The organism is Pseudomonas deceptionensis (assembly GCF_900106095.1).
Taxonomy (GTDB): Bacteria; Pseudomonadota; Gammaproteobacteria; order Pseudomonadales; family Pseudomonadaceae; genus Aquipseudomonas; species Aquipseudomonas deceptionensis.
The window spans coordinates 5,026,468-5,051,361 of record NZ_FNUD01000002.1; the positions used below are offsets into that span (position 1 = coordinate 5,026,468).

The window sequence follows — 24,894 nt, forward strand, 5'->3', positions numbered from 1 at the left end:
GTTACAGCTCTGACAGCCCTTCAATCAGCGCCGCATTTTGCTCCGGCGTGCCGATGCTGATGCGCAAGAACTGGGCAATGCGCAGTTGCTTGAAGTGACGCACGATCACGCCCTGCTCACGCAACTTGGCTGCCAGCGCCGCCGCATCATGCTCAGGGTGACGGGCAAAGATAAAGTTCGCCGCCGACGGCAGCACCTCAAAGCCCAGCGCCTTCAATTGGCCCACAACCTGCTCGCGGCTGTCGATCACCTGCTTGCAGGTCTGCTCGAAGTACTCACGGTCTGCAAACGCTGCTGCCGCACCCGCTATCGCCACACGGTCGAGCGGGTAGGAGTTGAAGCTGTTCTTGATCCGCTCCAGGGCTTCGATCAGGTCCGGGTGCCCCACCGCCAGGCCAACCCGCAACCCGGCCAGCGAGCGTGATTTGGACAGGGTCTGAGTCACCAGCAGGTTCGGGTAACGGTCCACCAGGCTGATGGCTGTCTCACCGCCAAAGTCGATATAGGCCTCATCCACAACGACAACTGAATCGGGGTTGGCCTTGAGCATCTGCTCGATGGCGTCCAGCGCCAGCAGGCAGCCCGTCGGAGCGTTGGGATTGGGGAAGATGATCCCGCCATTGGGCCTGGTGTAATCCGCAGGTTGAATCTGGAACTGCTCATCCAGCGGCACGGCGTCAAATTCGATGCCATACAAGCCGCAATAAACCGGATAGAAGCTGTAGCTGATATCCGGGAACAGCAGCGGCTTGTCGTGCTGAAACAGACCGTTAAACACATGGGCCAGGACTTCGTCCGAACCGTTGCCCAAAAACACCTGACCGGTTTGCACGCCGTAATACTCGGCCACCGCCTGCTTGAGCAAATCGCTGTTCGGATCAGGGTACAAACGCAGGTTGTCGTTGATCTCGCCCTGCATTGCCGCCAGCGCTTTCGGCGAAGGCCCATAGGGGTTTTCGTTGGTATTGAGTTTGACCAGCCTGGTCAGTTTCGGCTGCTCACCCGGCACGTAAGGCACCAGTTCTTTAACGAACGGACTCCAGAATTTGCTCATGCTTATTGCCCCTGCTCGGTGTCGGCGATGATCCGGTATTCAGCACTGCGGGCGTGGCCGGTCAGCGATTCACCGCGAGCGAGAATCGAGGCGGTCTTGCCCAGGTCGGACGCGCCCTGCTCGGAACAGAAGATGATCGAAGAGCGCTTCTGGAAGTCATACACCCCCAGCGGCGAGGAAAAGCGCGCCGTGCCGGAAGTCGGCAATACGTGGTTTGGACCCGCGCAGTAATCACCCAGGGCTTCGGACGTATGACGGCCCATAAAGATCGCACCGGCGTGACGGATCTGCGGCAACCAGGCTTGCGGGTCGGCCACCGACAACTCCAGGTGCTCGGGGGCGATGCGGTTGGCGACATCGATCGCCTGCTGCATGTCTTCCACCAGAATCAACGCGCCACGACCATTGATCGAGGTTTCGATAATTTCGGCGCGTTCCATGGTCGGCAGCAGCTTGGCGATGCTGGCCGCGACCTTGTCGAGGAACTCGGCGTCAGGGCTGACCAGAATCGCCTGTGCGTCTTCGTCGTGTTCGGCCTGGGAGAACAGGTCCATGGCGATCCAGTCCGGATCGGTCAGGCCATCGCACACCACGAGGATTTCCGAAGGGCCGGCAATCATGTCGATACCGACCTGGCCAAACACATGGCGCTTGGCCGTCGCGACATAGATGTTGCCCGGGCCAACCACCTTGTCCACTTTCGGCACGCTTTCGGTGCCGTAAGCCAACGCTGCGACGGCTTGCGCCCCGCCAATGGTGAACACACGGTCTACACCTGCGATACAGGCTGCGGCCAATACCAGCTCGTTGATTTCACCGCGCGGGGTCGGAACGACCATCACCACTTCGGTGACGCCTGCCACCTTGGCCGGAATGGCGTTCATCAACACCGATGACGGGTACGAGGCCTTGCCTCCCGGCACGTACAAACCGGCACGGTCCAGCGGCGTGACTTTCTGGCCCAATACTGTGCCGTCGGCTTCGGTGTAGCTCCAGGAATCCTGCTTCTGTTTTTCGTGGTAGCTGCGTACACGCTGCGCGGCTTTTTCCAGCGCTTCACGCTGCGGCGCGGTGATGCGGGTCAGGGCCAGCTCCAGGCGCTCGCGGGGCAGGATCAGGTCAGCCATCGAGTTGACGCTCAGCCCGTCAAAACGCTGGGTGAACTCAACCAGTGCCGCATCGCCACGCTCACGCACGGCTTTGATGATGTCGAGCACACGCTGGTTGACCGAGTCATCAGACACACTTTCCCAGCTCAGCAGATGATCCAGATGCTGCGCGAAGTCCGGGTCAGCAGCGTTGAGTCGGCGAATTGCAGTGGGAGCGGTCATAGCGAGGGCCTCGGTAATGGGCGAATGCTTGGAATTTTTGATGTTGCAGATCTCAGGCACCTCAAGACTACCAAGCCATCCGCGCGGGTACCTGAGATTTCTGGCTATTGCACGGATAGATGGGCGCGGCTTTAGGGGGAAGACCCCGGCCGCGCAGGTGAGTCAGCCGCGGTGTCGCGATTCCACTGCCTTGCGCAGGGTATCGATCAGGGCTTGAATGCGGGCGTGCTGCATTTTCATCGAAGCCTTGTTAACCACCAGACGGGAGCTGATGGCGGCAATGAAATCCTGGGGTTCCAGGCCATTGGCACGCAAGGTGTTGCCGGTATCGACCACGTCGATGATCTTGTCGGCCAAGCCGATCAGCGGAGCCAGTTCCATCGAGCCATACAGCTTGATGATATCGACCTGACGGCCTTGCTCGGCGTAGTAACGCTTGGCGACATTGACGAACTTGGTCGCAACGCGCAGGCGGCCTTTGGGCTCAACGGCACCGATAGCGCCGGCAGTCATCAGCTTGCACTGGGCAATGCGAAGGTCCAGCGGCTCGTAAAGGCCCTGGCCACCGTATTCCATCAGCACGTCTTTGCCAGCCACACCGAGATCTGCCGCACCATGCTCAACATACGTCGGCACGTCGGTGGCGCGTACGATCAGCAGGCGTACATCGGGCTGGGAAGTCGGAATAATCAGCTTGCGGCTTTTGTCCGGATTCTCGGTCGGCACAATGCCCGCTTCAGCGAGAAGCGGCAGAGTATCGTCAAGGATACGGCCCTTGGACAGTGCAATGGTCAACATGGGAAACGTAAGTCCTTATCAGGGTACTTTTGCCCGGACGCAATCGGCGCCGGGCAAGCATCGAGCCTGATATCAGGCTCGACTTGAACGATTCGAGGCCAGGTAAGGTAACGCTTGCAAGCCGTTACGTCACCTGGCGGCTGGACACGATCCCTGTGCCCATGAGGCCAGACAGCAAAAACTAGCCCGGAACGCGGCGGATTTTGGCGCCCAGCATTTGCAGTTTTTCTTCGATGCACTCGTAGCCACGGTCAATGTGGTAGATGCGGTCGATCAGCGTGTCGCCTTCAGCAACCAGAGCAGAGATCACCAGGCTGGCCGAAGCACGCAGGTCGGTAGCCATGACTGGCGCGCCCTTGAGCGTTTCAGTACCGGTCACGATGGCAGTGTTGCCTTCGACCTGGATCTTGGCGCCCATGCGGTGCAGTTCGTAAACGTGCATGAAGCGGTTTTCGAAGATGGTCTCGATCACTGCACCAGTGCCTTCGGCAATGGCGTTCAGGGAGATGAACTGCGCCTGCATGTCAGTCGGAAACGCCGGGTACGGAGCCGTACGCACGTTCACCGCTTTAGGGCGCTTGCCGTGCATGTTCAGCTCGATCCAGTCTTCACCGGTGGTGATTTCGGCGCCCGCTTCCTTGAGTTTCTCAAGAACGGCTTCGAGGATGGTCGGATCAGTGTCCTTGACCTTCACTCGGCCACCGGTCACAGCCGCGGCTACCAGATAAGTACCGGTTTCGATACGGTCCGGCATCACGCGGTAGGTCGCTGGGTGCAACTCTTTAACGCCATCAATGGTGATGGTGTCAGTGCCCGCACCGCTCACCTTGGCGCCCATGGCGTTCAGGAAGTTGGCCAGGTCGACGACTTCAGGCTCGCGTGCAGAGTTCTGCAAAACGCTGCGGCCATTGGCCAGAGCTGCGGCCATCATGATGTTTTCAGTACCGGTCACGCTGACGGTATCGAAGAAGAAGTTGGCACCGCGCAAGCCGCCTTCCGGCGCCTTGGCCTTGATGTAGCCGCCCTCAACGTCGATCACTGCGCCCATGGCTTCAAGGCCGCGGATGTGCAGGTCAACCGGACGCGAACCAATGGCGCAACCGCCTGGCAAGGCAACTTCGGCATAACCGAAGCGCGCAACCATCGGGCCCAGAACCAGGATCGAGGCACGCATGGTTTTAACCAGTTCGTACGGTGCGATCAGGGTTTTGATGGTGTTCGGGTTGATTTCGACGCTGAGCTTTTCATCGATCACCGGCTCAATGCCCATGCGACCGAACAGCTCGATCATGGTGGTGATGTCATGCAAGTGCGGCAGGTTGGCCACAGTGACCGGACCATTGCACAGCAAGGTCGCCGCCAGAATCGGCAGGGCGGAGTTCTTCGCCCCGGAAATGCGGATTTCGCCATCAAGACGAACGCCGCCGGTAATAATCAATTTATCCATAACAATCTCGACGCCAATGGGCTCAGGGGGCTCAGGTGCGCTCGGCCCAGGCCGCGCTGCTGAAGAATTTCATAGTGACCGCATGGATGCTGCCATCAGCAATCCACGGGTTCAAATGGGCATAGATGCTTTGTTGACGTTTGACCGGGCTCAGGGCCACCAGTTCGTCACTAATCACGTTCAGCTGAAAGTTGCAGCCTTCGCCCTCAACTTCTACCTGGGTACCAGGCAGCTTTCCCTCAAGAAAGCTCTTCACTTCTACGGCCTGCATGCTCAACCTCAATCGGCGCCTAACGCGCGCGGGTCGGCCATCATACAAAAAAGCCCCGCGCCTGCGAACCCCGCATAACAGGACTCTGACGGGGGGGCTTTTCTACAGGTGGCAGTTAATAATGTGCCAGCAGCTCGGTCAAACCCGAAACCTGTGCGATTTCACGCATGTCTTCGGGCATGGCACGAATGCTCAATGGCTTGTTAAGCGCTTGCGCATCACGGATATAGCACAACAACAGCGACAAACCGACGCTGCTGGATTTGGTGACCGCCGAGCAATCCACCACCAGGGCACTGGCCGTGGCTTTTTTGATCAGGGCCTGGCCTTCGGTACGCAAACGGGGGCCGGTCTGATAATCGAGCACACCACTGAGGTGCAACTCGCTCTCGCCGGCCAGGCTTACTGCCGCCTCACTCATTGGGCAGCAGCCTTCGGGGAAGCAGCATCGGTTGCTTCCTTGGCCTTGGCCACTTCGCCAGCCCAGTTATCGATGGTTTTATCCAGGTTATTGCCGTTGCGCTGCATGGCGTCGGCGAACTGATCACGGAACAACTTGCCGATGTTGATGCCATTGATGATCACGTTGCGCACCTTCCACTCGCCATTCACCTTGTTAAGGGTATAGGACAGAGGGTAAATGGCACCGTTATCGCCTTTCACGGTCATGTCGACACTGGTGCGATCCCCGCTTTCATCCTTGGCGGGCGAAACGGTGATGCCCTTGTTGTTGAACTCAAGCAAGGCATTGCCATAGAACTGCATCAGGCTGCGCTTGAAGTTCTCTTGAAAACGCTGCATTTGCGCTGGAGTCGCATTGCGCGAGTACTTCACGGTCATGATGCTTTTGGAAATACCGTCAGCGTCCACTACCGGCCCGACAATACCGTTCAAGGCATCGTAGAACTTGCTCGGGTTTTGCTTGTACTGCTCTTTGTTGGCAGCCAAGTCAGCCAGCAACCGGGTGGTGGTATCTGAAACGATATCGTGGGCAGACTGCCCCGGCGCAGCATTGGCCACCAGAGGAAGAGATGCCGCCAGAATAACCAGCAGGCCACGGCGCAAGAGAGAAATCATCTAGAAGCTCCTTATTTGGCGTCTTTGCTAACGGTATTGAGCAGAAATTTACCGATCAGGTCTTCAAGGACCAGCGACGATTGAGTGTCGTGAATGGTGCCACCATTTTTGAGCACGGCATCTTCACCGCCCACGCTGATACCAATGTACTTCTCGCCCAAAAGCCCAGCGGTGAGAATAGACGCTGTCGAATCGGTCGGCAGGTTATCCACTGCTTTTTCGAGCTGCAGGGTGACCCGGGCCGTGAAGTTGTCGCGGTCCAGATCGATAGCCGTGACCTTGCCGATGGTTACGCCCGCCATCGTGACTTTGGCGCGCACGGTCAGGCCTGCGATATTGTCAAAGTTGGCATACAGCTTGTAGGTGTCGGTGCTGGCGGTCGGGGACAGTCCACTGACCCGCAGGGCAAGCAACAGCAAAGCCAGGATGCCAGCCAGCAAGAACAGGCCGACACCGATTTCCATGGTGCGGTTTTGCATCAGAAATCTCCAAACATCAAGGCAGTCAAAATAAAGTCCAGCCCGAGGACTGCCAGAGAGGCATACACCACGGTCTTGGTAGTGGCACGGCTGATCCCCTCTGAAGTGGGCTCACAGTCATAACCTTGAAACACGGCAATCCAGGTCACCACAAAGGCAAATACGATGCTTTTGATGATCCCGTTAAGTACGTCACCACTGAAGGTTACGCTGTTTTGCATGTTGGCCCAGTACGAGCCGTCATAGACGCCCAGCCAGTCCACCGCCACCCACGAACCGCCCCAGATGCCGACAACACTGAAGATCATCGCCAGCACGGGCAGGGAAATAAACCCGGCCCACAAGCGTGGCGCGATGATGTACTTGAGCGGGTCGACCCCGATCATTTCAAGGCTGGACAGTTGCTCGGTCGATTTCATGTTGCCGATTTCGGCCGTCAATGCAGACCCCGCCCGCCCGGCGAACAGCAAGGCAGTGACCACTGGCCCCAATTCGCGCAACAGGGTCAGGGCAACCATTTGCCCAACCGCCTGCTCGGAACCGTAGCTGGACAGAATGCTGAAGCCCTGCAGCGCCAGCACCATGCCGATGAAGATGCCGGACACGACAATAATCACCAGCGACATCACGCCCACGGAGTGCAGTTGCTTGATCAGCAAACCGAACCCGCCACCGATGCCGCCACGCCCCAGCAATGCATGAAACAGGAAAACCGTCGAACGCCCCAGCACCGCGAGGATATCGATCCCGGCTCGGCCAAACAGGCCGATACGGTCCATTAATGAACGCTTGCGCATCAGCGCTTCCCCAGTAGATCGGTTCGGTAGTCCGACGCCGGAAAGTGGAACGGAACCGGGCCATCCGGGTCGCCGGTCATAAACTGACGAATGCGCGGATTATCGGCGTTCATCAACTCTTCCGGCGTGCCCTGCCCCAGCACCTGACCATCACCGACTACATACAGATAGTCAGAGATACTCGCTGTTTCAGCCAGGTCGTGAGAAACCACAATGCTAGTGATGCCCAACGCGTCGTTGAGCAGGCGGATCAGCCGCACCAACACCCCCATGGCGATGGGGTCCTGCCCCACGAAGGGTTCGTCATACATCAGAATCTGCGGATCAAGGGCAATCGCCCGCGCCAGGGCTACCCGGCGCTTCATGCCACCGGACAACTCGTCGGGCATCAAATCGATAGCCCCGCGCAACCCCACTGCCTGCAGTTTCAGCAGCACAATGTCACGAATCATTTCTTCCGGCAGCTCGGTATGCACCCGCAGCGGGAAGGCAACGTTCTCGAAAACGTCCAGATCGGTAAACAGGGCGCCACTTTGGAACAGCACTCCCATGTGCTTGCGGGCATCAAACAGATCACTGCGCGACAGGGTCGGCAGGTTTTGATCGTTGACCCACACTTCGCCGCTGCTGGGACGCAGTTGCATGCCCATCAGGCGCAGTAGTGTGGTTTTGCCGCAGCCAGACGGGCCCATGATCCCCGTGACCTTGCCACGCGGGATACGAATATCGACATTATTGAAGATGCTGCGCGTACCGCGCTTGAAGGACACTCCCTTCAGCTCGACCGCGTAGGCGTTATCGGCGCTCATCTAAACTCCTTGCGATGCAGCCTCTGCCTCTCACCCGGACACCAAAACCTCTTAATAAGAAGCACGCGTTCCCTGGCGGGCCGAACTGGCGGCGAACTATACCACTGCTCATAGTGACCGCCCAAGACCGAAGGAGTGCCGGTTCAGCTTCAATACAGTGAAATAAATCAGTTTTTAGTACAAACACGGCAACACTTTACCTGCATGAGGAATAAAGCACTGCGATCAAACGTGAGGGAAGCGCACATAACCGCTATAATCCTTGCCTTTTCTCAGGCTACCCGACTTCAAACATGAGCCAATCCAGCGACCTGATTCAATCTGCCCAACGCACCATCCGCCTCGAACTGGAAGCCGTAGAAGGTTTGCTGGCCCATATCGACGCAGATTTCGTACGCGCTTGCGAGATGATTTTGGCAAGTAAAGGCCGGGTAGTCGTGGTCGGCATGGGCAAGTCCGGGCACATCGGCAACAAAATTGCCGCCACCCTGGCCAGCACCGGCACCACGGCTTTTTTCGTTCACCCGGCAGAAGCCAGCCACGGCGACATGGGCATGATCACCCGCGATGACATCATCCTCGCGCTGTCCAACTCGGGTTCTACCGCCGAGATCATCACGTTGCTGCCCCTGATCAAACGCCTGGGCATCAAGCTGATCAGCATGACCGGCAATCCCGAGTCGCCCCTGGCCAAGGCCGCCGACGTCAGCCTTGACGCCCGCGTAGCTCAGGAAGCCTGCCCGTTGAACCTGGCGCCGACCTCCTCAACCACCGCAACGCTGGTACTGGGCGATGCCCTGGCCATTGCGCTGCTCGAAGCGCGCGGCTTCACGGCCGAAGACTTTGCCTTCTCGCACCCCGGCGGCGCGCTGGGACGTCGCCTGCTGCTGAAAGTCGAAAACGTCATGCATTCCGGCGACGATCTGCCGCAAGTGGTACGTGGCACCCTGCTCAAGGAAGCGCTGATGGAAATGACCCATAAGGGCCTGGGCATGACCGTGGTCGTTGAACAGGACGGCCGTCTGGCCGGAATCTTCACCGACGGCGACCTGCGCCGCACCCTGGACCGCGAGATCGATATCCGCAACGCAAGCATTGATGCCGTCATGACCCCCCACGGCAAAACTGCCCGGGCCGACATGCTGGCAGCCGAAGCCTTGAAAATTATGGAAGACCACAAAATCAGCGCGCTGGTTGTTGTCGACAAGGAAGACCGCCCCGTCGGTGCCTTGAACATGCACGACTTGCTACGCGCAGGAGTGATGTAATGACCCAGGACCTGCTCAAGCGCGGCAAAGACATCAAGCTTGCCATTTTTGACGTTGACGGCGTGCTGACCGACGGCCGCCTGTACTTTCTCGAAGACGGCAGCGAGTTCAAGACCTTCAACACCCTCGACGGTCAAGGCATCAAGATGCTGATGGCCGCAGGGGTGCAAACTGCAATCATCAGCGGCCGTAAAACACCGGTGGTCGAACGCCGTGCACAAAACCTCGGCATTCCGTACCTGTATCAGGGCCGGGAAGATAAATTGGTCGTATTGGACGAGCTTCTTGGCCAACTCAACCTAAGCTATGAACAGGTTGCCTACCTGGGTGACGATCTGCCTGACTTGCCGGTTATCCGTCGAGTCGGCCTGGGCATGGCCGTGGCCAATGCCGCAAGCTTTGTGCGTCAACACGCCCACGGCGTTACACAGGCACGCGGTGGCGAAGGCGCCGCCCGCGAATTCTGCGAGCTTATCCTGCGTGCCCAAGGCAGCCTGGACGCAGCTCACGCCGCCTACCTATAGAGCCTTGTATGCTGAGCAAAAAGATTCGCCACATTCTGCTGTTCGCGATCATAGCCTCGCTGTTTGCAGCGGTTGGCTATTGGAATATCAGGCCGGAACGTTTTCTCGACACCCCGTCTGCGGCTGTCGATGATAACGCTATCGACTATTACGCCACCAACGCACGCAGCCTGCAGTTTTTACCGGACGGCAAGCTGCAGTACGAAATGACCTCTGACAAGCTGGAACATTTAAAGGCTTCCGAAGTCACTCTGTTGACGCGCCCGGATCTGCAAATGTACCGCGGCACCGCATTCCCCTGGCACGTCCAGAGCGAGCGCGGTGAAGTCAACCCGGACGGCACCGAGGTCGAGCTGATCGATTCGGTGCGTGTAGCACGCACCGACGAAAAGAACCGCACGACGATTATCACCAGTACCCGCATGACTGTATTCCCACAGAAGCAATATGCGCAGACCGAGCGAGACGTTAGAATCGACGGCGCTGGCGGCGTAACTACTGGCAAGGGAATGAAAGCATATTTGAAAGACGGCAGGATGGACCTGCTGTCCAACGTAAGAGGACAGTATGAGTCTCGTTAAAACCCTCCCTTTATTGCTCGGTTTGAGCGCAGCACTGGGAAGCGTGAGCGCCTGGGCTCTGCCGAACGACAACGAACAACCTATCCGCATCCAGGCCAACGAAGCGCAGCTGGATGACAAGCAAGGCGTCGCCACCTACAAGGGCGATGTGATCATCACCCAGGGCTCGATGAAAATCACCGGCAACACTGTGACCATCACGCGCAACCCGGCGGGCGAAATCGACGTAGTAACTTCCGTCGGCAACCTGGCTTATTTCGAGCAACTGCAAAAGGCCACTGACCCGAAACCGGTTCAGGCTTATGCCGTGACCATTCAATACCATGCGCCGCAAAACCGCATCGTGCTGATCGACAAGGCTAAAGTCATCAACGACGGCAACACCACCGAAGGCGAAAAAATCGTCTACGACACGGTGAAACAAGTCGCCAACGCCGGTCGCGCCAATGGTAGCCAGGTCACTGCACCTCGCCCGCGTATCGACATGGTGATCCAGCCCAAGAAGAAAACCGACCCGCAGAAGGCCCAGTAATGGCAACTCTGAAAGCCCAGCATCTGGCCAAAAGCTACAAGAGCCGTCAGGTAGTTCGTGATGTCAGCCTGTCGATCGACAGCGGGCAAATCGTGGGTTTGCTCGGTCCTAACGGTGCGGGTAAAACTACGTGTTTCTATATGATTGTCGGCCTGGTACATGCCGATCAGGGTCGCGTACTGATCGATGACCTGGACGTCAGCCACGAGCCGATGCACGGCCGCGCACGCGCCGGTATTGGCTACCTGCCCCAGGAAGCCTCGATCTTTCGCAAGCTGTCGGTTGCTGACAACATCATGGCAATCCTCGAAACGCGCAAAGAGCTCGACAAGGCAGGTCGGCGCAAAGAGCTGGAAAGCCTGTTGCAGGAGTTCCACATCAACCACATCCGCGACAACCTGGGCATGAGCCTGTCCGGTGGCGAACGCCGCCGGGTAGAAATCGCCCGCGCACTGGCCACCGCACCCAAGTTCATCCTGCTCGATGAACCCTTTGCCGGCGTTGACCCGATCTCGGTCGGCGACATCAAGCAAATCATCTACCACCTCAAAGCCAAAGGCATTGGCGTGCTGATCACAGATCACAACGTTCGTGAAACCCTCGATATCTGCGAAACCGCTTATATCGTTAACGACGGGCAATTGATCGCTGAAGGCGATGCTGAAACGATTCTGGCCAACAAGTTGGTGAGAGAAGTGTATCTGGGCCACGAGTTCCGCCTGTAAGACCAGGCGCCCCCTGCACTACCAAAGTGCCAGTACCCGCACAAAGCCCGTATGCTTGTATTACCCGGGCGCCCGATCGGGCGCCCTGAATTGGTTCCGCAGCAAATAAACTAATTCAGAACACCCCTAGGCAAACGCACCGGTTTCAGGCATATAATTTGCTTAAGTTTGGCGCGCACGCGCCCCTGTAGTGGATGGCGCCATGCGCGCCGGCGAATAAGGTGTTAAGCCCCTGCCATGAAACCATCGCTAGTCCTGAGAATGGGCCAGCAGCTGACAATGACACCTCAGCTGCAACAGGCCATCCGCCTGCTCCAATTGTCGACCCTCGACCTGCAACAGGAAATCCAGGAAGCCCTGGAGTCCAATCCGATGCTCGAACGCCAGGAAGAAGGCGACGACTTCGACAATGCAGACCCCTTGGCCGACAACATCGAGCAAAAACCCAACTCCGACATTCAGGAACCCACTTACCAGGAATCCGCGCCGACTGTAGATAACCTGGACGAAGGCGACTGGAACGACCGCATCCCCAATGAGCTGCCTGTCGATACTGCCTGGGAAGACATCTACCAGACCAGCGCCAGCAGCCTGCCAAGCAGCGACGATGACGAGTGGGACTTCACCACGCGCACCTCTGCCGGCGAAAGCCTGCAAAGTCACTTGCTGTGGCAACTGAACCTGGCACCGATGTCCGACACCGACCGCCTGATCGGTGTGACCCTTATCGACTGCATCAATAACCAGGGCTACCTGGACGAAACCCTCGAAGAAATTCTCGAGGCGTTCGATCCGGAACTGGACATTGAGCTCGATGAAATCGAAGCCGTTCTGCACCGCATCCAGCAATTCGAACCGGCCGGTATCGGCGCACGCAACCTGGGCGAGTGCCTGTTGCTGCAACTGCGCCAGCTCCCGGCCAAGACGCCCTGGCTGAACGAAGCCAAACGCCTGGTCACGGACTACATCGACCTGCTGGGTGCGCGCGACTACAGCCAGCTGATGCGCCGCATGAAACTCAAGGAAGATGAGCTGCGCCAGGTCATCGAGCTGGTGCAAAGCCTCAATCCGCGCCCGGGTTCACAAATCGAGTCCAGCGAAGCGGAATACGTCGTACCTGACGTGATCGTGCGCAAGGACAACGAACGCTGGCTCGTAGAGCTCAACCAGGAGTCCGTGCCACGCCTGCGGGTCAACCCGCAGTACGCAGGCTTCGTGCGCCGCGCCGACACCAGCGCCGACAACACCTTCATGCGCAACCAGCTGCAAGAAGCGCGCTGGTTCATCAAAAGCCTGCAAAGCCGCAACGAAACACTGATGAAAGTGGCGACTCAAATCGTCGAGCATCAACGCGGCTTTCTGGAGTATGGCGACGAGGCCATGAAGCCACTGGTACTGCATGACATTGCAGAAGCCGTCGGCATGCATGAGTCCACCATTTCCCGGGTTACGACGCAGAAGTTCATGCATACCCCGCGCGGTATTTATGAGCTCAAGTACTTTTTCTCCAGCCACGTCAGCACCTCCGAAGGCGGTGAATGCTCCTCCACCGCCATCCGTGCCATCATCAAAAAACTGGTTGCCGCTGAAAATCAGAAAAAGCCGTTGAGTGACAGCAAGATCGCTGGTTTACTGGAGGCACAAGGTATTCAGGTAGCCCGTCGCACCGTCGCCAAGTACCGCGAATCCCTAGGGATAGCGCCTTCGAGCGAACGCAAGCGTTTGATGTAAGCCACGGACCCCGGCGTTTCAGTGGCAGGCTGCTCGGCCTGCCGCTTTATGCAATGGCATCAAAGGAGAAACTGTATGCAAGTCAACATCAGTGGACACCAACTGGAAGTCACCGAACCGCTACGCGCTTACATCGGCGAAAAACTCGACCGACTGGAGCGTCATTTCGACAAGATTACCAACGTACAGGTAACGATGGCGGTCGAAAAACTGAAACAGAAAATCGAAGCCACCTTGCACATCCATGGAGGAGAAGTCGTTGCCAACGCCGAGCATGACGACATGTATGCCGCCATTGATCTGCTCACTGACAAGCTTGATCGCCAACTGAAAAAGCATAAGGAAAAGACCCAAAGCCTGCTCCAGGGCGCAACCGGTCGTTAATACTCCCTACCCATGATCCGACTTGAAAGTATCCTGACCCCCGGCCGTTCCTTGGTGAACGCGCCGGGCGGCAGTAAAAAACGCGCACTCGAACACATTGCCAACCTGATCAGCCGAGAAGTGCCTGGTCTGGAAATGCAGGACGTTTTCGAGAGCCTTATTGCCCGTGAAAAACTGGGATCAACCGGTTTTGGTAACGGCATCGCCATACCCCATTGCCGCCTCAAGGGTTGCGAGTCGCCAGTCAGCGCCTTGCTACACCTCGATGCTCCCATAGATTTCGACGCCATCGATGGCGCGCCGGTCGACCTGCTTTTCGTTTTGCTGGTGCCCGAAGCGGCAACCGATGCACACCTGGAACTGCTTAGGCAGATCGCCAGCATGCTCGATCGCAAGGATGTGCGCGAAAAACTGCGCAGTGCACCCAGCAACGAAGCGCTGTATCAGGTTGTTCTGGACGTACAGAACGGTCATTAATCATGCGCTTAGTTATTGTCAGCGGACGCTCCGGCTCCGGTAAAAGCACCGCCCTCGCCGTCCTTGAAGACAACGGTTTCTATTGCATCGACAACCTGCCAGCCGGCTTGCTGCCTGAGCTGGCGGAACGCGCACTGATCCATACCGAACTGGCACAGCCGCTGGTGGCTGTGTCGATTGACGCGCGAAACTTGCCGAGTCACTTGTCTCGTTTCCCACAGTTGCTTGAAGAAGTGCGCAACCGTCATATCCAGTGCGATGTCCTGTACCTGGATGCCGACGAAGAAACCTTGCTCAAGCGCTTCTCGGAAACCCGTCGGCGTCACCCTCTCAGCAGCGCCAGCCGTTCGCTGGCAGAGGCCATTCGTGACGAAACCCAGTTGCTCGGCCCGATCGCCGACCTGGCCGACCTGACCATCAACACCACCAATCTGAACCTGTATCAGCTGCGCGACACCATCAAACTGCGTCTGCTGAACAAGCCCGAACCCGGTACTGCCTTTCTGGTTGAGTCATTCGGCTTCAAGCGCGGGATGCCGGTGGATGCCGACCTTGTGTTTGACGTTCGTTGCCTGCCCAACCCCTATTGGAAACCCGAGCTGCGGGAACAATCAGGGCTGGACCAACCGGTGGCGGAGTATTTGGCCGCCCAGCCGGATGTCGAAGAGATGTTCCAGGACATCTCCAGCTACCTGCTTAAGTGGTTACCCCGCTTTGCCGCAAGCAATCGTGCCTATGTGACCATTGGCATTGGCTGCACGGGCGGGCATCACCGCTCCGTGTACCTGACCGAACGCCTGGGCAAGTGCCTGCAAGAAACTCTGAAGAACGTTCAGGTTCGCCACCGCGACCTTACTTGAAGGATCTACCCTGCGATGCCTGCACTGGAAATTGAAATCATCAACAAACTGGGCTTGCACGCCCGGGCATCGGCAAAGTTCGTCGGTATCGCGGGTCAGTATCCATGTCAGATAAGAGCAGGACGCACACCTGAATCAATGGTCGACGGTAAAAGCATCATGGCCATGATGATGCTTGCTGCTGGTAAAGGCACCACCATCCACCTGAAGACAGAAGGCGAGAAGGAACAGGAAGCACTGGATGCACTGGCCAAGCTGATCAATAACTTCTTCGACGAAGGCGAGTAAGCCACTGGCAGACTCAACCTGTAGCCGCTGCCGCAGGCTGCGATAAGGTCCGCAGGACCTTTATCAGTATCAAGAGCGCGAGCGATCGCAGCCTTCGGCAGCGGCTACAGGTTCAGCGCTCCCTACCTCAACCCAACGCTGTGTCCATCACCATCATCAGGCAAAAACCGACGCACAACCCCAGGCTCGCCAGCTTGTCGTGACCATTGCGCCGCGACTCGGGGATCACCTCCTGCGTCACCACCAGCAACATCGCACCTGCCGCCAAGGCCAACCCCAACGGCAACAACACTTCGGCAAGGTTCACCAGCCAAGCGCATAGCACCGCAAACACCGGCTCGACCAGACCGGAGGCCGCTCCAATCAAGAAGGCTCTGACCCGCGACATCCCTGCCCCCGCCAGAACCAGTGCAATCACAAGCCCCTCCGGAACATCCTGCAACGCAATCCCCATCGCCAGACTATCCGCATCGGGCATACCGCCACCCGCCGACACTCCGACCGCCATGCCTTCGGGAATGTTGTGCGCCACAATCGCAATCACAAACAGCCAGATACGCGGAGCGATGACTGGCTCACCAGGACGACTGACGAGTATTTCCGGCCCTCCCCCCGAGACCTTGCGATCCACCAGGTACAGGCAAAATGCGCCCAGCATGATACCCGCACTGACCAGACCACTGGAGGCCCAGGGTGACAACCCCAGGCCCTGAGCCGCGGCAATACCCGGCACGATCAGCGAAAAGGCGGTAGCCGCCAGCATCACCCCGGCGCCAAAGCCCAGCAAGGTATCGCTGACGGCCACCGGCATATTGCGGATCACCAGCACCGGCACCGCGCCCAATGCAGTACCCAGCGCACAGAGCGCCCCACCCTGCAGTGCCCGCAACATTCGCGGCTCAAGGTCCAGCCAGACCAACCCCTTGGACACCAGCAACGCCGTGCCCGCCAACAGCAAAAGCGTGCCCAGGGCATAGCGAAACATCCTCACGCCGCCGACCGCCAATAGTTGCGTGCCCATAATCCCGCCTGAATCCTTATTTGTGGGCTCAGGCCGTTGCCGCGTGGTAACGACGCGCAACTTCTGGCCAATTGATCACGTTGTAAAACGCATTGATGTATTCCGGACGGCGGTTCTGATAACGCAGGTAATAGGCGTGCTCCCACACGTCCAACCCCAAGATCGGTGTATTGCCATTCATCAGCGGGCTGTCCTGGTTGCCACTGCTTTCTACCACCAGCGTTTTTTGCGGGGTCACGCTCAACCATGCCCAGCCACTGCCAAACCGGGTCAGGGCGGCCTTCGTGAAGTTCTCCTTGAAGGTCTCCAGCCCACCCAACTGCTCATCAACCGCCTTGGCCAGCGCACCTTCCGGCTTGCCCCCGCCTGCCGGGCTCATGACTTCCCAAAACAGCGAGTGATTGGCATGCCCGCCGCCCTGGTTGATCACCGCAGCACGCAGCTTTTCAGGCAACTGATGAACACTGGCCACCAGTTTTTCCACCGGCCATTGCGCCCATTCCGTGCCATCGACCGCCGCATTCAGGTTGTTGATGTAGGTCTGATGATGCTTGGTGTAATGGATCTCCATGGTCTGCGCATCAATATGCGGCTCAAGCGCGTCGTAGGCATAAGGCAGGGCTGGCAAGGCAAAAGTCATATCAATGTGCTCCTAAGTGATGGCCGCTAACTGTCGAAAACTCATGGCTGGTCTGAGCCACATTGCTTTTGAGCAAAAGATTGGAGCGCGGGTATTCGCCGTGCTCACTGATGAAATTCAAAAGCTCGACATAGGTTTTACTGCTCTGACGCAACGCTGCTTCACGCAGCGCTGACGACAGACGGGCGTTCTGCATGGTTTGCAATAAGCGCTGATGGATCGCGCAGAGGTACTCGACGCTTTCCTCCGGCTGGTTAAGACGCAAGTGCAGGTCCGCCAGGTTGTGGTGCGAAATGACGCAGGCTGCCACTGCTTCGTCAGCATCACTCCAGCGCTCGAACAGCACTTGAGCCAGCGCAAGCGCCTGCAAGTAATGCTCTCGCGCATCGACCAGCTCGCCCTCGGCGAAACAGCGATTGGCTCTTTCGATCGTGCGTTTCCAGTGTTCCATGTGAGCCTCCAAAGCAGTGTCAGAGCATTAAACGCCGCCGGCTGTCAGCTTCTCGGGGTCGAGCAAGACCTCAAGCTGGCTGCGCGGCAGATCGGTGTATTCGAGGGCAACGTCGATCACCGGGCGACCTTGTTGATAAGCGGTCTTGGCGATTTCGGCGGCTTTTTGATAACCGATGATAGGATTCAGCGCCGTCACCAGAATCGGGTTACGCGACAACGCTTCCTTGAGCTTCGCTTCGTTAACCTTGAAGCTGGCAATGGCCTTGTCCGCCAGCAGGCGGCTGGAATTGGCCAGCAGTTCAATGCTGCTCAGCAGGTTCTGGGCAATCACCGGCAGCATCACGTTCAGTTCAAAGTTGCCGGACTGACCCGCCACAGTGATCACCGTGTCATTGCCGATGACCTGCGCCGCCACCATCGCCGTGGCTTCCGGGATCACCGGGTTGACCTTGCCCGGCATGATCGAAGACCCCGGCTGCAAGGCCTCCAGTTCGATCTCACCCAGACCGGCCAAGGGGCCGGAGTTCATCCAGCGCAGATCGTTGGCGATTTTCATCAACGACACGGCCGTTGCCTTGAGTTGCCCCGACACAGAAACCGCAGTGTCCTGCGAACCGATCAACGCGAACAGGTCCTTGCCCGGCGTGAACTTCACCTGTGTCAGCTCGCTGAGCTGCTGGCTGAACAACCCGGCGAACTGTGGGTGCGCGTTAATCCCGGTCCCTACCGCCGTGCCACCCTGAGCCAGCGATTGCAGCGCAGGCTGAAGGTTGTGCAGGTGTTCGATATTGGCCTTGAGCTGCTGCGCCCAACCATTAAGTACCTGGCTCATGCGTACGGGCATGGCGTCCATCAAGTGCGTGCGGCCGGTTTTGACATGCACATGAGCTTCAACCGCCTTGCGCTCGATGACCTCCACCAGATGGGTCAGCGCGGGGAGCAGTTGCTCATGCAGCCCCAGGGCGGCGCTGACATGGATGGTGGTCGGGATGATGTCGTTGCTGCTTTGCCCGCAATTGACGTGATCATTGGGGTTGACCTGCTCGCCCAGCAAACGCGTGGCCAGCGTCGCGATCACTTCATTGGCATTCATGTTGGAACTGGTGCCCGAGCCGGTCTGGAAAATATCCACCGGGAAGTGCTCCATGAAATCGCCGGTCAGCAGGATCTGCGCGGCTTCGACAATGGCTTCGCCTTGGGGAGCACTGATCTGTTTGAGCTCAACGTTGGCCTGGGCAGCGGCGGCCTTGGCCAGGATCAGGGCACGGATAAACTGTGCCGGCATGCGTTGATGGCTGATGGGGAAGTTGTCGACCGCACGCTGGGTTTGTGCGCCATACAGCGCGGCCTCAGGTACGCGTAACTCACCCATGCTGTCGCGTTCGATACGAGTGTTACTCATCGGGAAATCCTTGCACCAGTTCTGTTAAAGAAATTGAAGGTTCGAGCTCACAGGTGGCCAACTGCCAGGCAAAGCTTTGCCAACGCTTGAGCCGGCAAGTACACAACGCTTGAGCTTCGAGATCGCGCAGCGGGCGCCACGCATGGTCAAGACACAGGCTGCGCCACTGCCAGGGCAGCGCGGTGTCGGTTGCGGTGTCCAGCAGCAGCCGGAAGGTGGTCACGGCAATCATCCAGGGAGAGGTTGGCGTACAGCCCGCAAGGTAGCGGCCTTCTGCCAGGTAATGCTCGATCAGGCGCGGTTCGTCCGGCGCCAGCCCGCAGCGGATCTGGCGGCTCATCCAGCGCCAGCTTTCTAGATACGGCCCTTCACGCAAGGCAGCACTCATAATCACGCCCACTCGATAATGAGATTCATTATTAGGCGATATTGATTATCAAAACAAGCCCGCGGAATGTGCAGAGCCCTGCCCCCGAGCCCCGTCAGGCCGCGATTATTGAGCGCGGACTTTTTTGAGTCGGAAAAACATTACAAAGTTTATGGCTTTATCTCACTTTTCCACTACCGCCTTCATATCAATCCAAGGGTAGATCTTACTAATCAATAAGGCACATCTCGCATCCCATCTCCAGCCATGAACCTACCATTCACCGCATATTCATCCGCTCTCTACCGCGACTTCCCGCTACTTCAAAGGTTACATATGAAAAAGCTTATTTTTGTCTCCAGCGTTATTGCCGCCACGTTATTTACGCAGTTGTCTCAAGCTAAAACAGGTGACATAAACTTTACCGGTAGCCTGACGGCAGCAACGTGCTCCGCCACTGCTCCCGGCAGCACGACCAACAACATTAACGTCCCAATGGGTATTGTATCCATCGCCGACCTTGAAGATGGCTCTACGGGTCAAGCGTCGACTACCACCCAGCTTAAACTGGACATTAACTGCACGGGCGCCACCGACCTGTCCAATGCGCACATGTCCTTCGACCCGGTTAGCGGTTCTGGCCTTGATGCTAATGACACGCGCCTGCTTAAGATCGATACCGGTGGTGCAACTGGCGTCGGCATTGCACTGTTGGATGGCACTGATACGATTTTGAATCTTGGTGCAGGCGATCGTTTAACTACAGCACTTACAGTTGATGGCACGGGGGCAGCCACTGCAAAACTTGATCTTCGCGCTGCATATATCAAAAACGGTACACCACTGACCGCCGGTGTTGCGAATGCGAGCATGCCTTTTACTTTCATTTACGACTAAGCAGCCGATAAGGGGAGGCCTGTGTCTTCCCTTAACTTTTGCACATTCAGTGAGACTCTCTACATGTTGCTTCCACCTTTAAACAAGGTAGCCGTTTTATTTATCCTGTTTATGTGCAGCCAGGCACAGGCTGCAATTACGCTCAGTTCAACCCGAGTTGTATTTGAAGGAAACAAAAAAGAAGCCAGCGTCACCGTCCGCAATCTGGGCACCGACGAAAGGCTGGTTCAATCCTGGCTGGACAGCGACAGACCGGGCACCACCTCAGCGTCCATCCCGTTTGCCGTGACCCCGCCGTTGGCCCATATGGCCGGCCAAAGCAGGCAGATCCTGCGAGTACTGTTCAAAGGGACTGGCGTACCTACCGATAAAGAATCGGTGTTTTGGCTGAATGTTCAGGAAATTCCAAAAGCCGCTGAAGGCGAAAACATACTTCAACTTGCTGTGCGTCAACGCATCAAGTTTTTCTATCGCCCAACCGGATTACCTGGCACTGCGAAAGAGGCACCTGAAGCTGTAACCTGGGCAATTGAAGGCAGCAATCTGGTGATTAGAAACCCCACAGCCTATCACGTGACGCTGACCGATATTCAAATCAAGGCTGACGATTATACCAGCGCTCCTGTCAGTAACTTCATGCTTGCGCCGGGTGACACCAAACACCTCAATTTTCCGGGAATCTCCCGTACAAGCTCCATGACACTCACGAGTGGAAGCATTGATGACTTTGGGGCAAAAAACTTGTACAGCACACCCTTAAGCTCAACACCAACACACCTGACGCCTCTAAAACCCTAAACACTGTATTACAACTTTCACAGCAGTGAAGTTATAACACTTCACCGGTTTACTGCATCGACCTGCATATGGGATAGACCAGTGCCGAGGCGTTACATGATTGTTTCAACTGCATTAAAAAATTGCACTTTTTTTCATCGACCATCACGACCTAAAAGTGTCGGCGCCCCCACTCAAGTCAGCGTACTTTTTCGTTATATCGCGTTGGGCACAGTTGTTTTTTCTTCGACAGTCACTTTTGCCAGTACTGATGAAACCTTCAAAAAATCAACATTCAGCACCCACTTTTTGCAAAATGGCGGACAAGGTGTCGACCTCAATGACTTCCTGCAAGGCAGCACTGTGGTAGCAGGTACTTACCGGGTCGATATTTATATAAACCGCTCGTTGGTTGGGCGTCAGGATGTCAGTTTTACCAAACAGGAAACAACCGGTAAAGTTGAAGCCTGTTTGACAATCCCTATTTTCGAATCACTTGGACTGGACCTCAAGCCGCTTCGAAACGCCGGCAAGCTGGATGAAACCGGGGCCGAGCTCTGCTACGACCTGGTCAGCCTGATTGAGCAAAGCAGCGTCGAATACGACGCCAGTCGCCAACACCTCAGTATTGGAGTGCCGCAAGCCTCCATGCTGCGCAGCGCACGGGGCTATGTAGACCCGGCCCTGTGGGATGCAGGCGTCCCGGCTGCATTCGCCAACTACAACATCACAGGTCGTCGAAATACCACCCGGGCAGGCAACAACGACAGCTACTCGGTGGGCCTCAATAACGGCATCAACCTGGGGCCATGGCGCCTGCGCAATGATTCAAACATCAGCAGCACTGAAGCCAGTGGCGTCACGCTGACCAGCAACCGCACCTTTGCTCAGCGCGATATCACCTTACTGAAAAGCCAATTGACCCTGGGCCAGACTTTCACCAGCTCCCAAGTCTTCGACAGCGTTCGTATCAAGGGCCTGACCCTGGCATCCGATGACTCCATGCTCCCAGACAGCCTGCGCGGTTATGCCCCCACCATCCGGGGTGATGCCGAAACGAATGCGACCATCGAGGTGCGCCAGAACAACTACTTGCTGTACAGCACCACCGTGGCTCCCGGGCCCTTTGTGATTGACGACATCTACCCCAACGGCTCCAACGGCGATCTTGAAATTACCGTGATCGAGGCAGACGGCCGCCGCCGGGTGACCACCCAGGCATTCGCGTCCTTGCCGCAAATGGTGCGTCGCGGGACGTTTCGCTACAACCTGGCCATGGGGCAATACGACAGCAATGGCTACTACGGGGTTGCCCCTATGGTTGGCATCGCCGGGCTGGCGTATGGTGCGGCCGATAACACCACCCTGTTCGGCGGCGTGCAATGGGCCCAAGATTTCAGCGCCATCAATCTGGGCGCCTCGCAGAACACGGCCATCGGTGCGTTCTCGGCGGATGTCACCCAATCCACCAGCACCAACGCTGCCGGTCAACGCAGCAAGGGCCAGAGTGCACGCCTGCTGTACTCCAAAACCCTTGCCAGTACCGACACCACCTTCAGCCTGGCCAGCTATCGCTACTCGACCGAGGGCTATCGCACCTTGAACGAACACGTCAGCGATATGGACTTCAATGACCCGCACCGCCGTGGTGGCCGTGCCAAATCGCGTTTTGACCTCACCCTCAACCAGAGTCTGGGCGGGCGCAAATACGGTGCGCTTTACCTGAGAATGGGCGAGCAGCGCTATTGGAACCTGCCAGGCAAAACACGGCAGTTCTCCCTGGGGTATGGCGGCAATTGGGGGGCTATGACCTACAAACTGAATGCCACGCAAACACTGAGGCCTGACGCCTCCCGGGCAAAATCGGCAGGCACACGGGTTTCGCTGTCGCTGTCGTTCCCGCTGGGCAGCAGCAGCCGACCTACCCGGGTCAGCAGCACGCTGGCGACTGACAACAATGGTGCCCATAGCCTGCAAACCGGTGCCAATGGCTCGGTCATGGGCCGTGACGACTTGTTCTATTCGGTGAATGCGGGTCACGAAAGCCTGGGCGGCAAAACCTTCAGCGGCAATCTCAACGGCACCACCCCCGTGGCCCAAGTGAGTGCTGGGTACGCCCAGGGTGACACCTTCAAATCCCTCAACGGCGCAGCGGTCGGCTCCATCGTGGTGCATGCTGGAGGGATCAACTTCGGTCAAACCGTGGGCGAGAATTTTACCCTGGTAGAAGTCCCGGGCGCGGCCGGGATCCCGGTGGGTAACAACGCCGGGGTCACCACGGGCGCCAATGGCTATGCCGTGGTGCCAAACTCGCAACCCTACCGCACCAACTGGATCAACCTGGACTCCAGCCAGTTGGGCGCTGATATTGAAATCGACAACCCGACCCAACAAGTCATTCCGCGCCGGGGTTCGGTGACGGTGGCACGGTTCAACATAAAGCAGGGTCGCCGGGTGCAGTTCGAGCTGGTCAAGGCCGATGGCACGCCAATGCCCTTTGGCACCCGCGTAGAAAACGCCGAAGGCACGCTATTGGCCATCGCCGATCCAAGCGGCCAGGCGCTGGTACTGGTCGAGTCGGACAAAGGCACATTGAACATCAAGTCGGGTGCGCTGGCGTGTGAGGCGGGTTATGCATTGCCGGAACGCAGCAGTACCCAAGGTTATGACCAGATGAAGTTGGTGTGCCGATAATTAATTTACGGGTCACAGCACAAACTTTTAATATATTTAGAGCGGGGAACATAATGAACACTATTACATATCGAGCACCTCGTAAATTTTATTGCCCGGCTAAAACAGCAAAAAAAATCATCATGACGCTCGTCGTTATGGGCGGGAGTTTTTTTAGTTATGCGGCATTGGCTAGCTGCACTGTCGAAGGTGCAATTGATCGATTGATGGACAACACAGATTCTTGGATAGTGCAAGTTGACGGATCGGCTCCTGTGGGTAGTTTTTTAGCGTTGATCAAACTTAACGGCTCGTTAACGGATACAATAATTACATGTGACGCGACTGGCTCCGAGCTCGAAATAAACTCTGATTACCCACTGGTATTCACGACCCCTGATTACAATGTTTATGAGAGCGGTATTCCTGGAATCGGGATGGGCTTTTATATATCGACAAACCTCTTCTCAGGGAAAGCACCTCATCTCTTCACCACCCTCAGCGATACTTACACAATAGAATCATTTATATCTAACGAAATAGCCCTCTTCAAAACAGGCGAAATACTCACAGGCGGCAAAATACTTCCCACCCATATAGCCATGAGAGGTACTATCCGCAATCACGACTACACTAACTTTTTGAACATTACATTAGCACAACCCATAACAGTGACCATACTAAGGCCAACTTGCGTAGCAAACACCCCAATTCTCAATGTCAATTTGGGTGAGGTTAACATTTCAGATTTCAATCAAAGTGGCCGAACAACACCTCAAAATTTCAGTATCGATCTGAACTGTACGGGAGGTTCTGGAACGAGAGATGTACATGTAACGCTCACCGACGCCAACAGTCCGGCGAACGCTTCAACACAGTTAAATCTGTCGCCAAACTCCGGGGCACAAGGCATTGCCCTCGAAGTCCACAACAAATTTGGCGCTGTCAGCTTCGGCCCGGACTTGTCTGGCACGGGCAACCCAGGACAGTGGCTTGATGGCGCGGCGGGCGTGGGCAGTTATTCAATCCCGCTCTCGGTGAACTATGTAAGGCTCCCCGGCCCCATTAAAGGCGGCACGGCAAACTCCGGGGTCACTTACACGCTTAATTATGACTAGCCTGCGGATGCAGCAAGCCCTGTACCGCTGACGAGGAACGAAGGCTGCGTACAAGGGTGCAACGGCTTTCCAATTTGGTTTTGAAGAACGACTTCAACGGTGGGAGCGAGCCT

The 24,894-nt window shown here is 57.0% G+C and carries 29 protein-coding genes; 14 read left to right on the forward strand and 15 right to left on the reverse strand.

Going from position 1 to position 24,894, the window contains the following annotated elements; genetic code table 11:
* Position 1: 1 nt before the first annotated feature.
* The 10 genes from hisC to BLW11_RS23290 form a co-directional block, all read right to left on the reverse strand.
* On the reverse strand, positions 2-1,054 hold the full coding sequence (hisC, locus tag BLW11_RS23245) for a histidinol-phosphate transaminase (protein WP_048360067.1): 1,053 nt from the start codon (positions 1,052-1,054) through the stop codon (positions 2-4).
* A 2-nt stretch (positions 1,055-1,056) separates the two neighbouring features.
* Entirely contained in the window at positions 1,057-2,385 is a 1,329-nt protein-coding gene (gene hisD / locus BLW11_RS23250; protein ID WP_048360195.1) for a histidinol dehydrogenase, read from the reverse strand.
* Between the two features lie 162 nt (positions 2,386-2,547).
* Positions 2,548-3,183: an ATP phosphoribosyltransferase gene (gene hisG / locus BLW11_RS23255; protein WP_048360068.1), complete on the reverse strand. Its 636-nt coding sequence runs from the start codon at positions 3,181-3,183 to the stop codon at positions 2,548-2,550.
* Between the two features lie 181 nt (positions 3,184-3,364).
* Complete coding sequence (gene murA / locus BLW11_RS23260) at positions 3,365-4,630, reverse strand: UDP-N-acetylglucosamine 1-carboxyvinyltransferase (protein ID WP_048360069.1); 1,266 nt, start codon at positions 4,628-4,630, stop codon at positions 3,365-3,367.
* 31 nt (positions 4,631-4,661) lie between these two features.
* A complete protein-coding gene (locus BLW11_RS23265) occupies positions 4,662-4,901 on the reverse strand; it encodes a BolA family protein (RefSeq protein WP_003439919.1) in 240 nt (79 codons plus the stop codon).
* A 115-nt stretch (positions 4,902-5,016) separates the two neighbouring features.
* Positions 5,017-5,322 (reverse strand): STAS domain-containing protein, encoded by a 306-nt coding sequence (locus tag BLW11_RS23270; protein ID WP_048360070.1) that lies wholly within the window; start codon positions 5,320-5,322, stop codon positions 5,017-5,019.
* On the reverse strand, positions 5,319-5,978 hold the full coding sequence (locus BLW11_RS23275) for an MlaC/ttg2D family ABC transporter substrate-binding protein (protein WP_048360071.1): 660 nt from the start codon (positions 5,976-5,978) through the stop codon (positions 5,319-5,321). The genes BLW11_RS23270 and BLW11_RS23275 overlap by 4 nt, the downstream gene beginning before the upstream one ends.
* Positions 5,979-5,989: 11 nt before the next feature.
* Complete coding sequence (gene mlaD / locus BLW11_RS23280) at positions 5,990-6,457, reverse strand: outer membrane lipid asymmetry maintenance protein MlaD (RefSeq protein WP_048360072.1); 468 nt, start codon at positions 6,455-6,457, stop codon at positions 5,990-5,992.
* On the reverse strand, positions 6,457-7,254 hold the full coding sequence (gene mlaE / locus BLW11_RS23285) for a lipid asymmetry maintenance ABC transporter permease subunit MlaE (protein ID WP_048360073.1): 798 nt from the start codon (positions 7,252-7,254) through the stop codon (positions 6,457-6,459). Before mlaE ends, mlaD begins: the two co-directional genes overlap by 1 nt.
* A complete protein-coding gene (locus BLW11_RS23290; RefSeq protein WP_048360074.1) occupies positions 7,254-8,063 on the reverse strand; it encodes an ATP-binding cassette domain-containing protein in 810 nt (269 codons plus the stop codon). Before BLW11_RS23290 ends, mlaE begins: the two co-directional genes overlap by 1 nt.
* A gap of 293 nt (positions 8,064-8,356) precedes the next feature.
* On the opposite strand from BLW11_RS23290, the gene BLW11_RS23295 reads away from it, so the two are divergent.
* The 10 genes from BLW11_RS23295 to BLW11_RS23340 all read left to right on the forward strand — a co-directional run bounded on the left by BLW11_RS23295 (position 8,357) and on the right by BLW11_RS23340 (position 15,433).
* The gene (locus BLW11_RS23295) at positions 8,357-9,331 is read left to right on the forward strand and encodes a KpsF/GutQ family sugar-phosphate isomerase (RefSeq protein WP_048360075.1); all 975 of its coding nucleotides are present in this window, start codon (positions 8,357-8,359) and stop codon (positions 9,329-9,331) included.
* Positions 9,331-9,855: a KdsC family phosphatase gene (locus BLW11_RS23300; protein WP_048360076.1), complete on the forward strand. Its 525-nt coding sequence runs from the start codon at positions 9,331-9,333 to the stop codon at positions 9,853-9,855. The genes BLW11_RS23295 and BLW11_RS23300 overlap by 1 nt, the downstream gene beginning before the upstream one ends.
* An 8-nt stretch (positions 9,856-9,863) precedes the next feature.
* Entirely contained in the window at positions 9,864-10,436 is a 573-nt protein-coding gene (lptC, locus tag BLW11_RS23305) for an LPS export ABC transporter periplasmic protein LptC (protein ID WP_048360077.1), read from the forward strand.
* Positions 10,423-10,968, forward strand: a complete 546-nt coding sequence (gene lptA / locus BLW11_RS23310; RefSeq protein ID WP_048360078.1) for a lipopolysaccharide transport periplasmic protein LptA — start codon at positions 10,423-10,425, stop codon at positions 10,966-10,968. Before lptC ends, lptA begins: the two co-directional genes overlap by 14 nt.
* On the forward strand, positions 10,968-11,693 hold the full coding sequence (lptB, locus tag BLW11_RS23315) for an LPS export ABC transporter ATP-binding protein (RefSeq protein WP_016781798.1): 726 nt from the start codon (positions 10,968-10,970) through the stop codon (positions 11,691-11,693). Before lptA ends, lptB begins: the two co-directional genes overlap by 1 nt.
* A gap of 237 nt (positions 11,694-11,930) precedes the next feature.
* Positions 11,931-13,424, forward strand: a complete 1,494-nt coding sequence (locus tag BLW11_RS23320) for an RNA polymerase factor sigma-54 (RefSeq protein ID WP_048360079.1) — start codon at positions 11,931-11,933, stop codon at positions 13,422-13,424.
* Positions 13,425-13,499: 75 nt separating this feature from the next.
* On the forward strand, positions 13,500-13,808 hold the full coding sequence (hpf, locus tag BLW11_RS23325) for a ribosome hibernation-promoting factor, HPF/YfiA family (protein WP_016781796.1): 309 nt from the start codon (positions 13,500-13,502) through the stop codon (positions 13,806-13,808).
* 12 nt (positions 13,809-13,820) lie between these two features.
* Positions 13,821-14,285: a PTS IIA-like nitrogen regulatory protein PtsN gene (gene ptsN / locus BLW11_RS23330; RefSeq protein WP_048360080.1), complete on the forward strand. Its 465-nt coding sequence runs from the start codon at positions 13,821-13,823 to the stop codon at positions 14,283-14,285.
* Between the two features lie 2 nt (positions 14,286-14,287).
* Positions 14,288-15,145, forward strand: a complete 858-nt coding sequence (rapZ, locus tag BLW11_RS23335; RefSeq protein ID WP_048360081.1) for an RNase adapter RapZ — start codon at positions 14,288-14,290, stop codon at positions 15,143-15,145.
* 15 nt (positions 15,146-15,160) lie between these two features.
* Positions 15,161-15,433: an HPr family phosphocarrier protein gene (locus tag BLW11_RS23340; protein WP_048360082.1), complete on the forward strand. Its 273-nt coding sequence runs from the start codon at positions 15,161-15,163 to the stop codon at positions 15,431-15,433.
* A 127-nt stretch (positions 15,434-15,560) separates the two neighbouring features.
* Here BLW11_RS23340 and BLW11_RS23345 read toward each other — a convergent pair whose 3' ends face one another.
* The 5 genes from BLW11_RS23345 to BLW11_RS23365 are packed head-to-tail and all read right to left on the reverse strand — an operon-like array spanning position 15,561 to position 19,337.
* On the reverse strand, positions 15,561-16,454 hold the full coding sequence (locus BLW11_RS23345; protein WP_048360083.1) for a ZIP family metal transporter: 894 nt from the start codon (positions 16,452-16,454) through the stop codon (positions 15,561-15,563).
* 28 nt (positions 16,455-16,482) lie between these two features.
* Positions 16,483-17,094, reverse strand: a complete 612-nt coding sequence (locus BLW11_RS23350; RefSeq protein WP_048360084.1) for a superoxide dismutase — start codon at positions 17,092-17,094, stop codon at positions 16,483-16,485.
* A gap of 1 nt (position 17,095) precedes the next feature.
* Entirely contained in the window at positions 17,096-17,545 is a 450-nt protein-coding gene (locus BLW11_RS23355) for a hypothetical protein (protein WP_048360085.1), read from the reverse strand.
* Positions 17,546-17,572: 27 nt separating this feature from the next.
* A complete protein-coding gene (locus BLW11_RS23360; RefSeq protein WP_048360086.1) occupies positions 17,573-18,949 on the reverse strand; it encodes a class II fumarate hydratase in 1,377 nt (458 codons plus the stop codon).
* Positions 18,942-19,337, reverse strand: coding sequence for a hypothetical protein (locus BLW11_RS23365; RefSeq protein ID WP_048360087.1), 396 nt, complete (start codon positions 19,335-19,337; stop codon positions 18,942-18,944). The genes BLW11_RS23360 and BLW11_RS23365 overlap by 8 nt, the downstream gene beginning before the upstream one ends.
* Before the next feature lie 315 nt (positions 19,338-19,652).
* Between BLW11_RS23365 and BLW11_RS23370 the strand changes: the two genes are divergently transcribed.
* The 4 genes from BLW11_RS23370 to BLW11_RS23385 all read left to right on the forward strand — a co-directional run bounded on the left by BLW11_RS23370 (position 19,653) and on the right by BLW11_RS23385 (position 24,781).
* Positions 19,653-20,213 carry a fimbrial protein gene (locus BLW11_RS23370; RefSeq protein ID WP_048360088.1) on the forward strand — a complete coding sequence of 187 codons (561 nt, stop codon included), beginning with the start codon at positions 19,653-19,655 and terminating at the stop codon, positions 20,211-20,213.
* Positions 20,214-20,276: 63 nt separating this feature from the next.
* Complete coding sequence (locus BLW11_RS23375; RefSeq protein WP_048360089.1) at positions 20,277-21,011, forward strand: fimbrial biogenesis chaperone; 735 nt, start codon at positions 20,277-20,279, stop codon at positions 21,009-21,011.
* Positions 21,012-21,215: 204 nt separating this feature from the next.
* Positions 21,216-23,684 carry a fimbria/pilus outer membrane usher protein gene (locus BLW11_RS23380; RefSeq protein WP_277620420.1) on the forward strand — a complete coding sequence of 823 codons (2,469 nt, stop codon included), beginning with the start codon at positions 21,216-21,218 and terminating at the stop codon, positions 23,682-23,684.
* 53 nt (positions 23,685-23,737) lie between these two features.
* Positions 23,738-24,781, forward strand: a complete 1,044-nt coding sequence (locus BLW11_RS23385; RefSeq protein ID WP_139272586.1) for a fimbrial protein — start codon at positions 23,738-23,740, stop codon at positions 24,779-24,781.
* Positions 24,782-24,894: the final 113 nt, after the last annotated feature.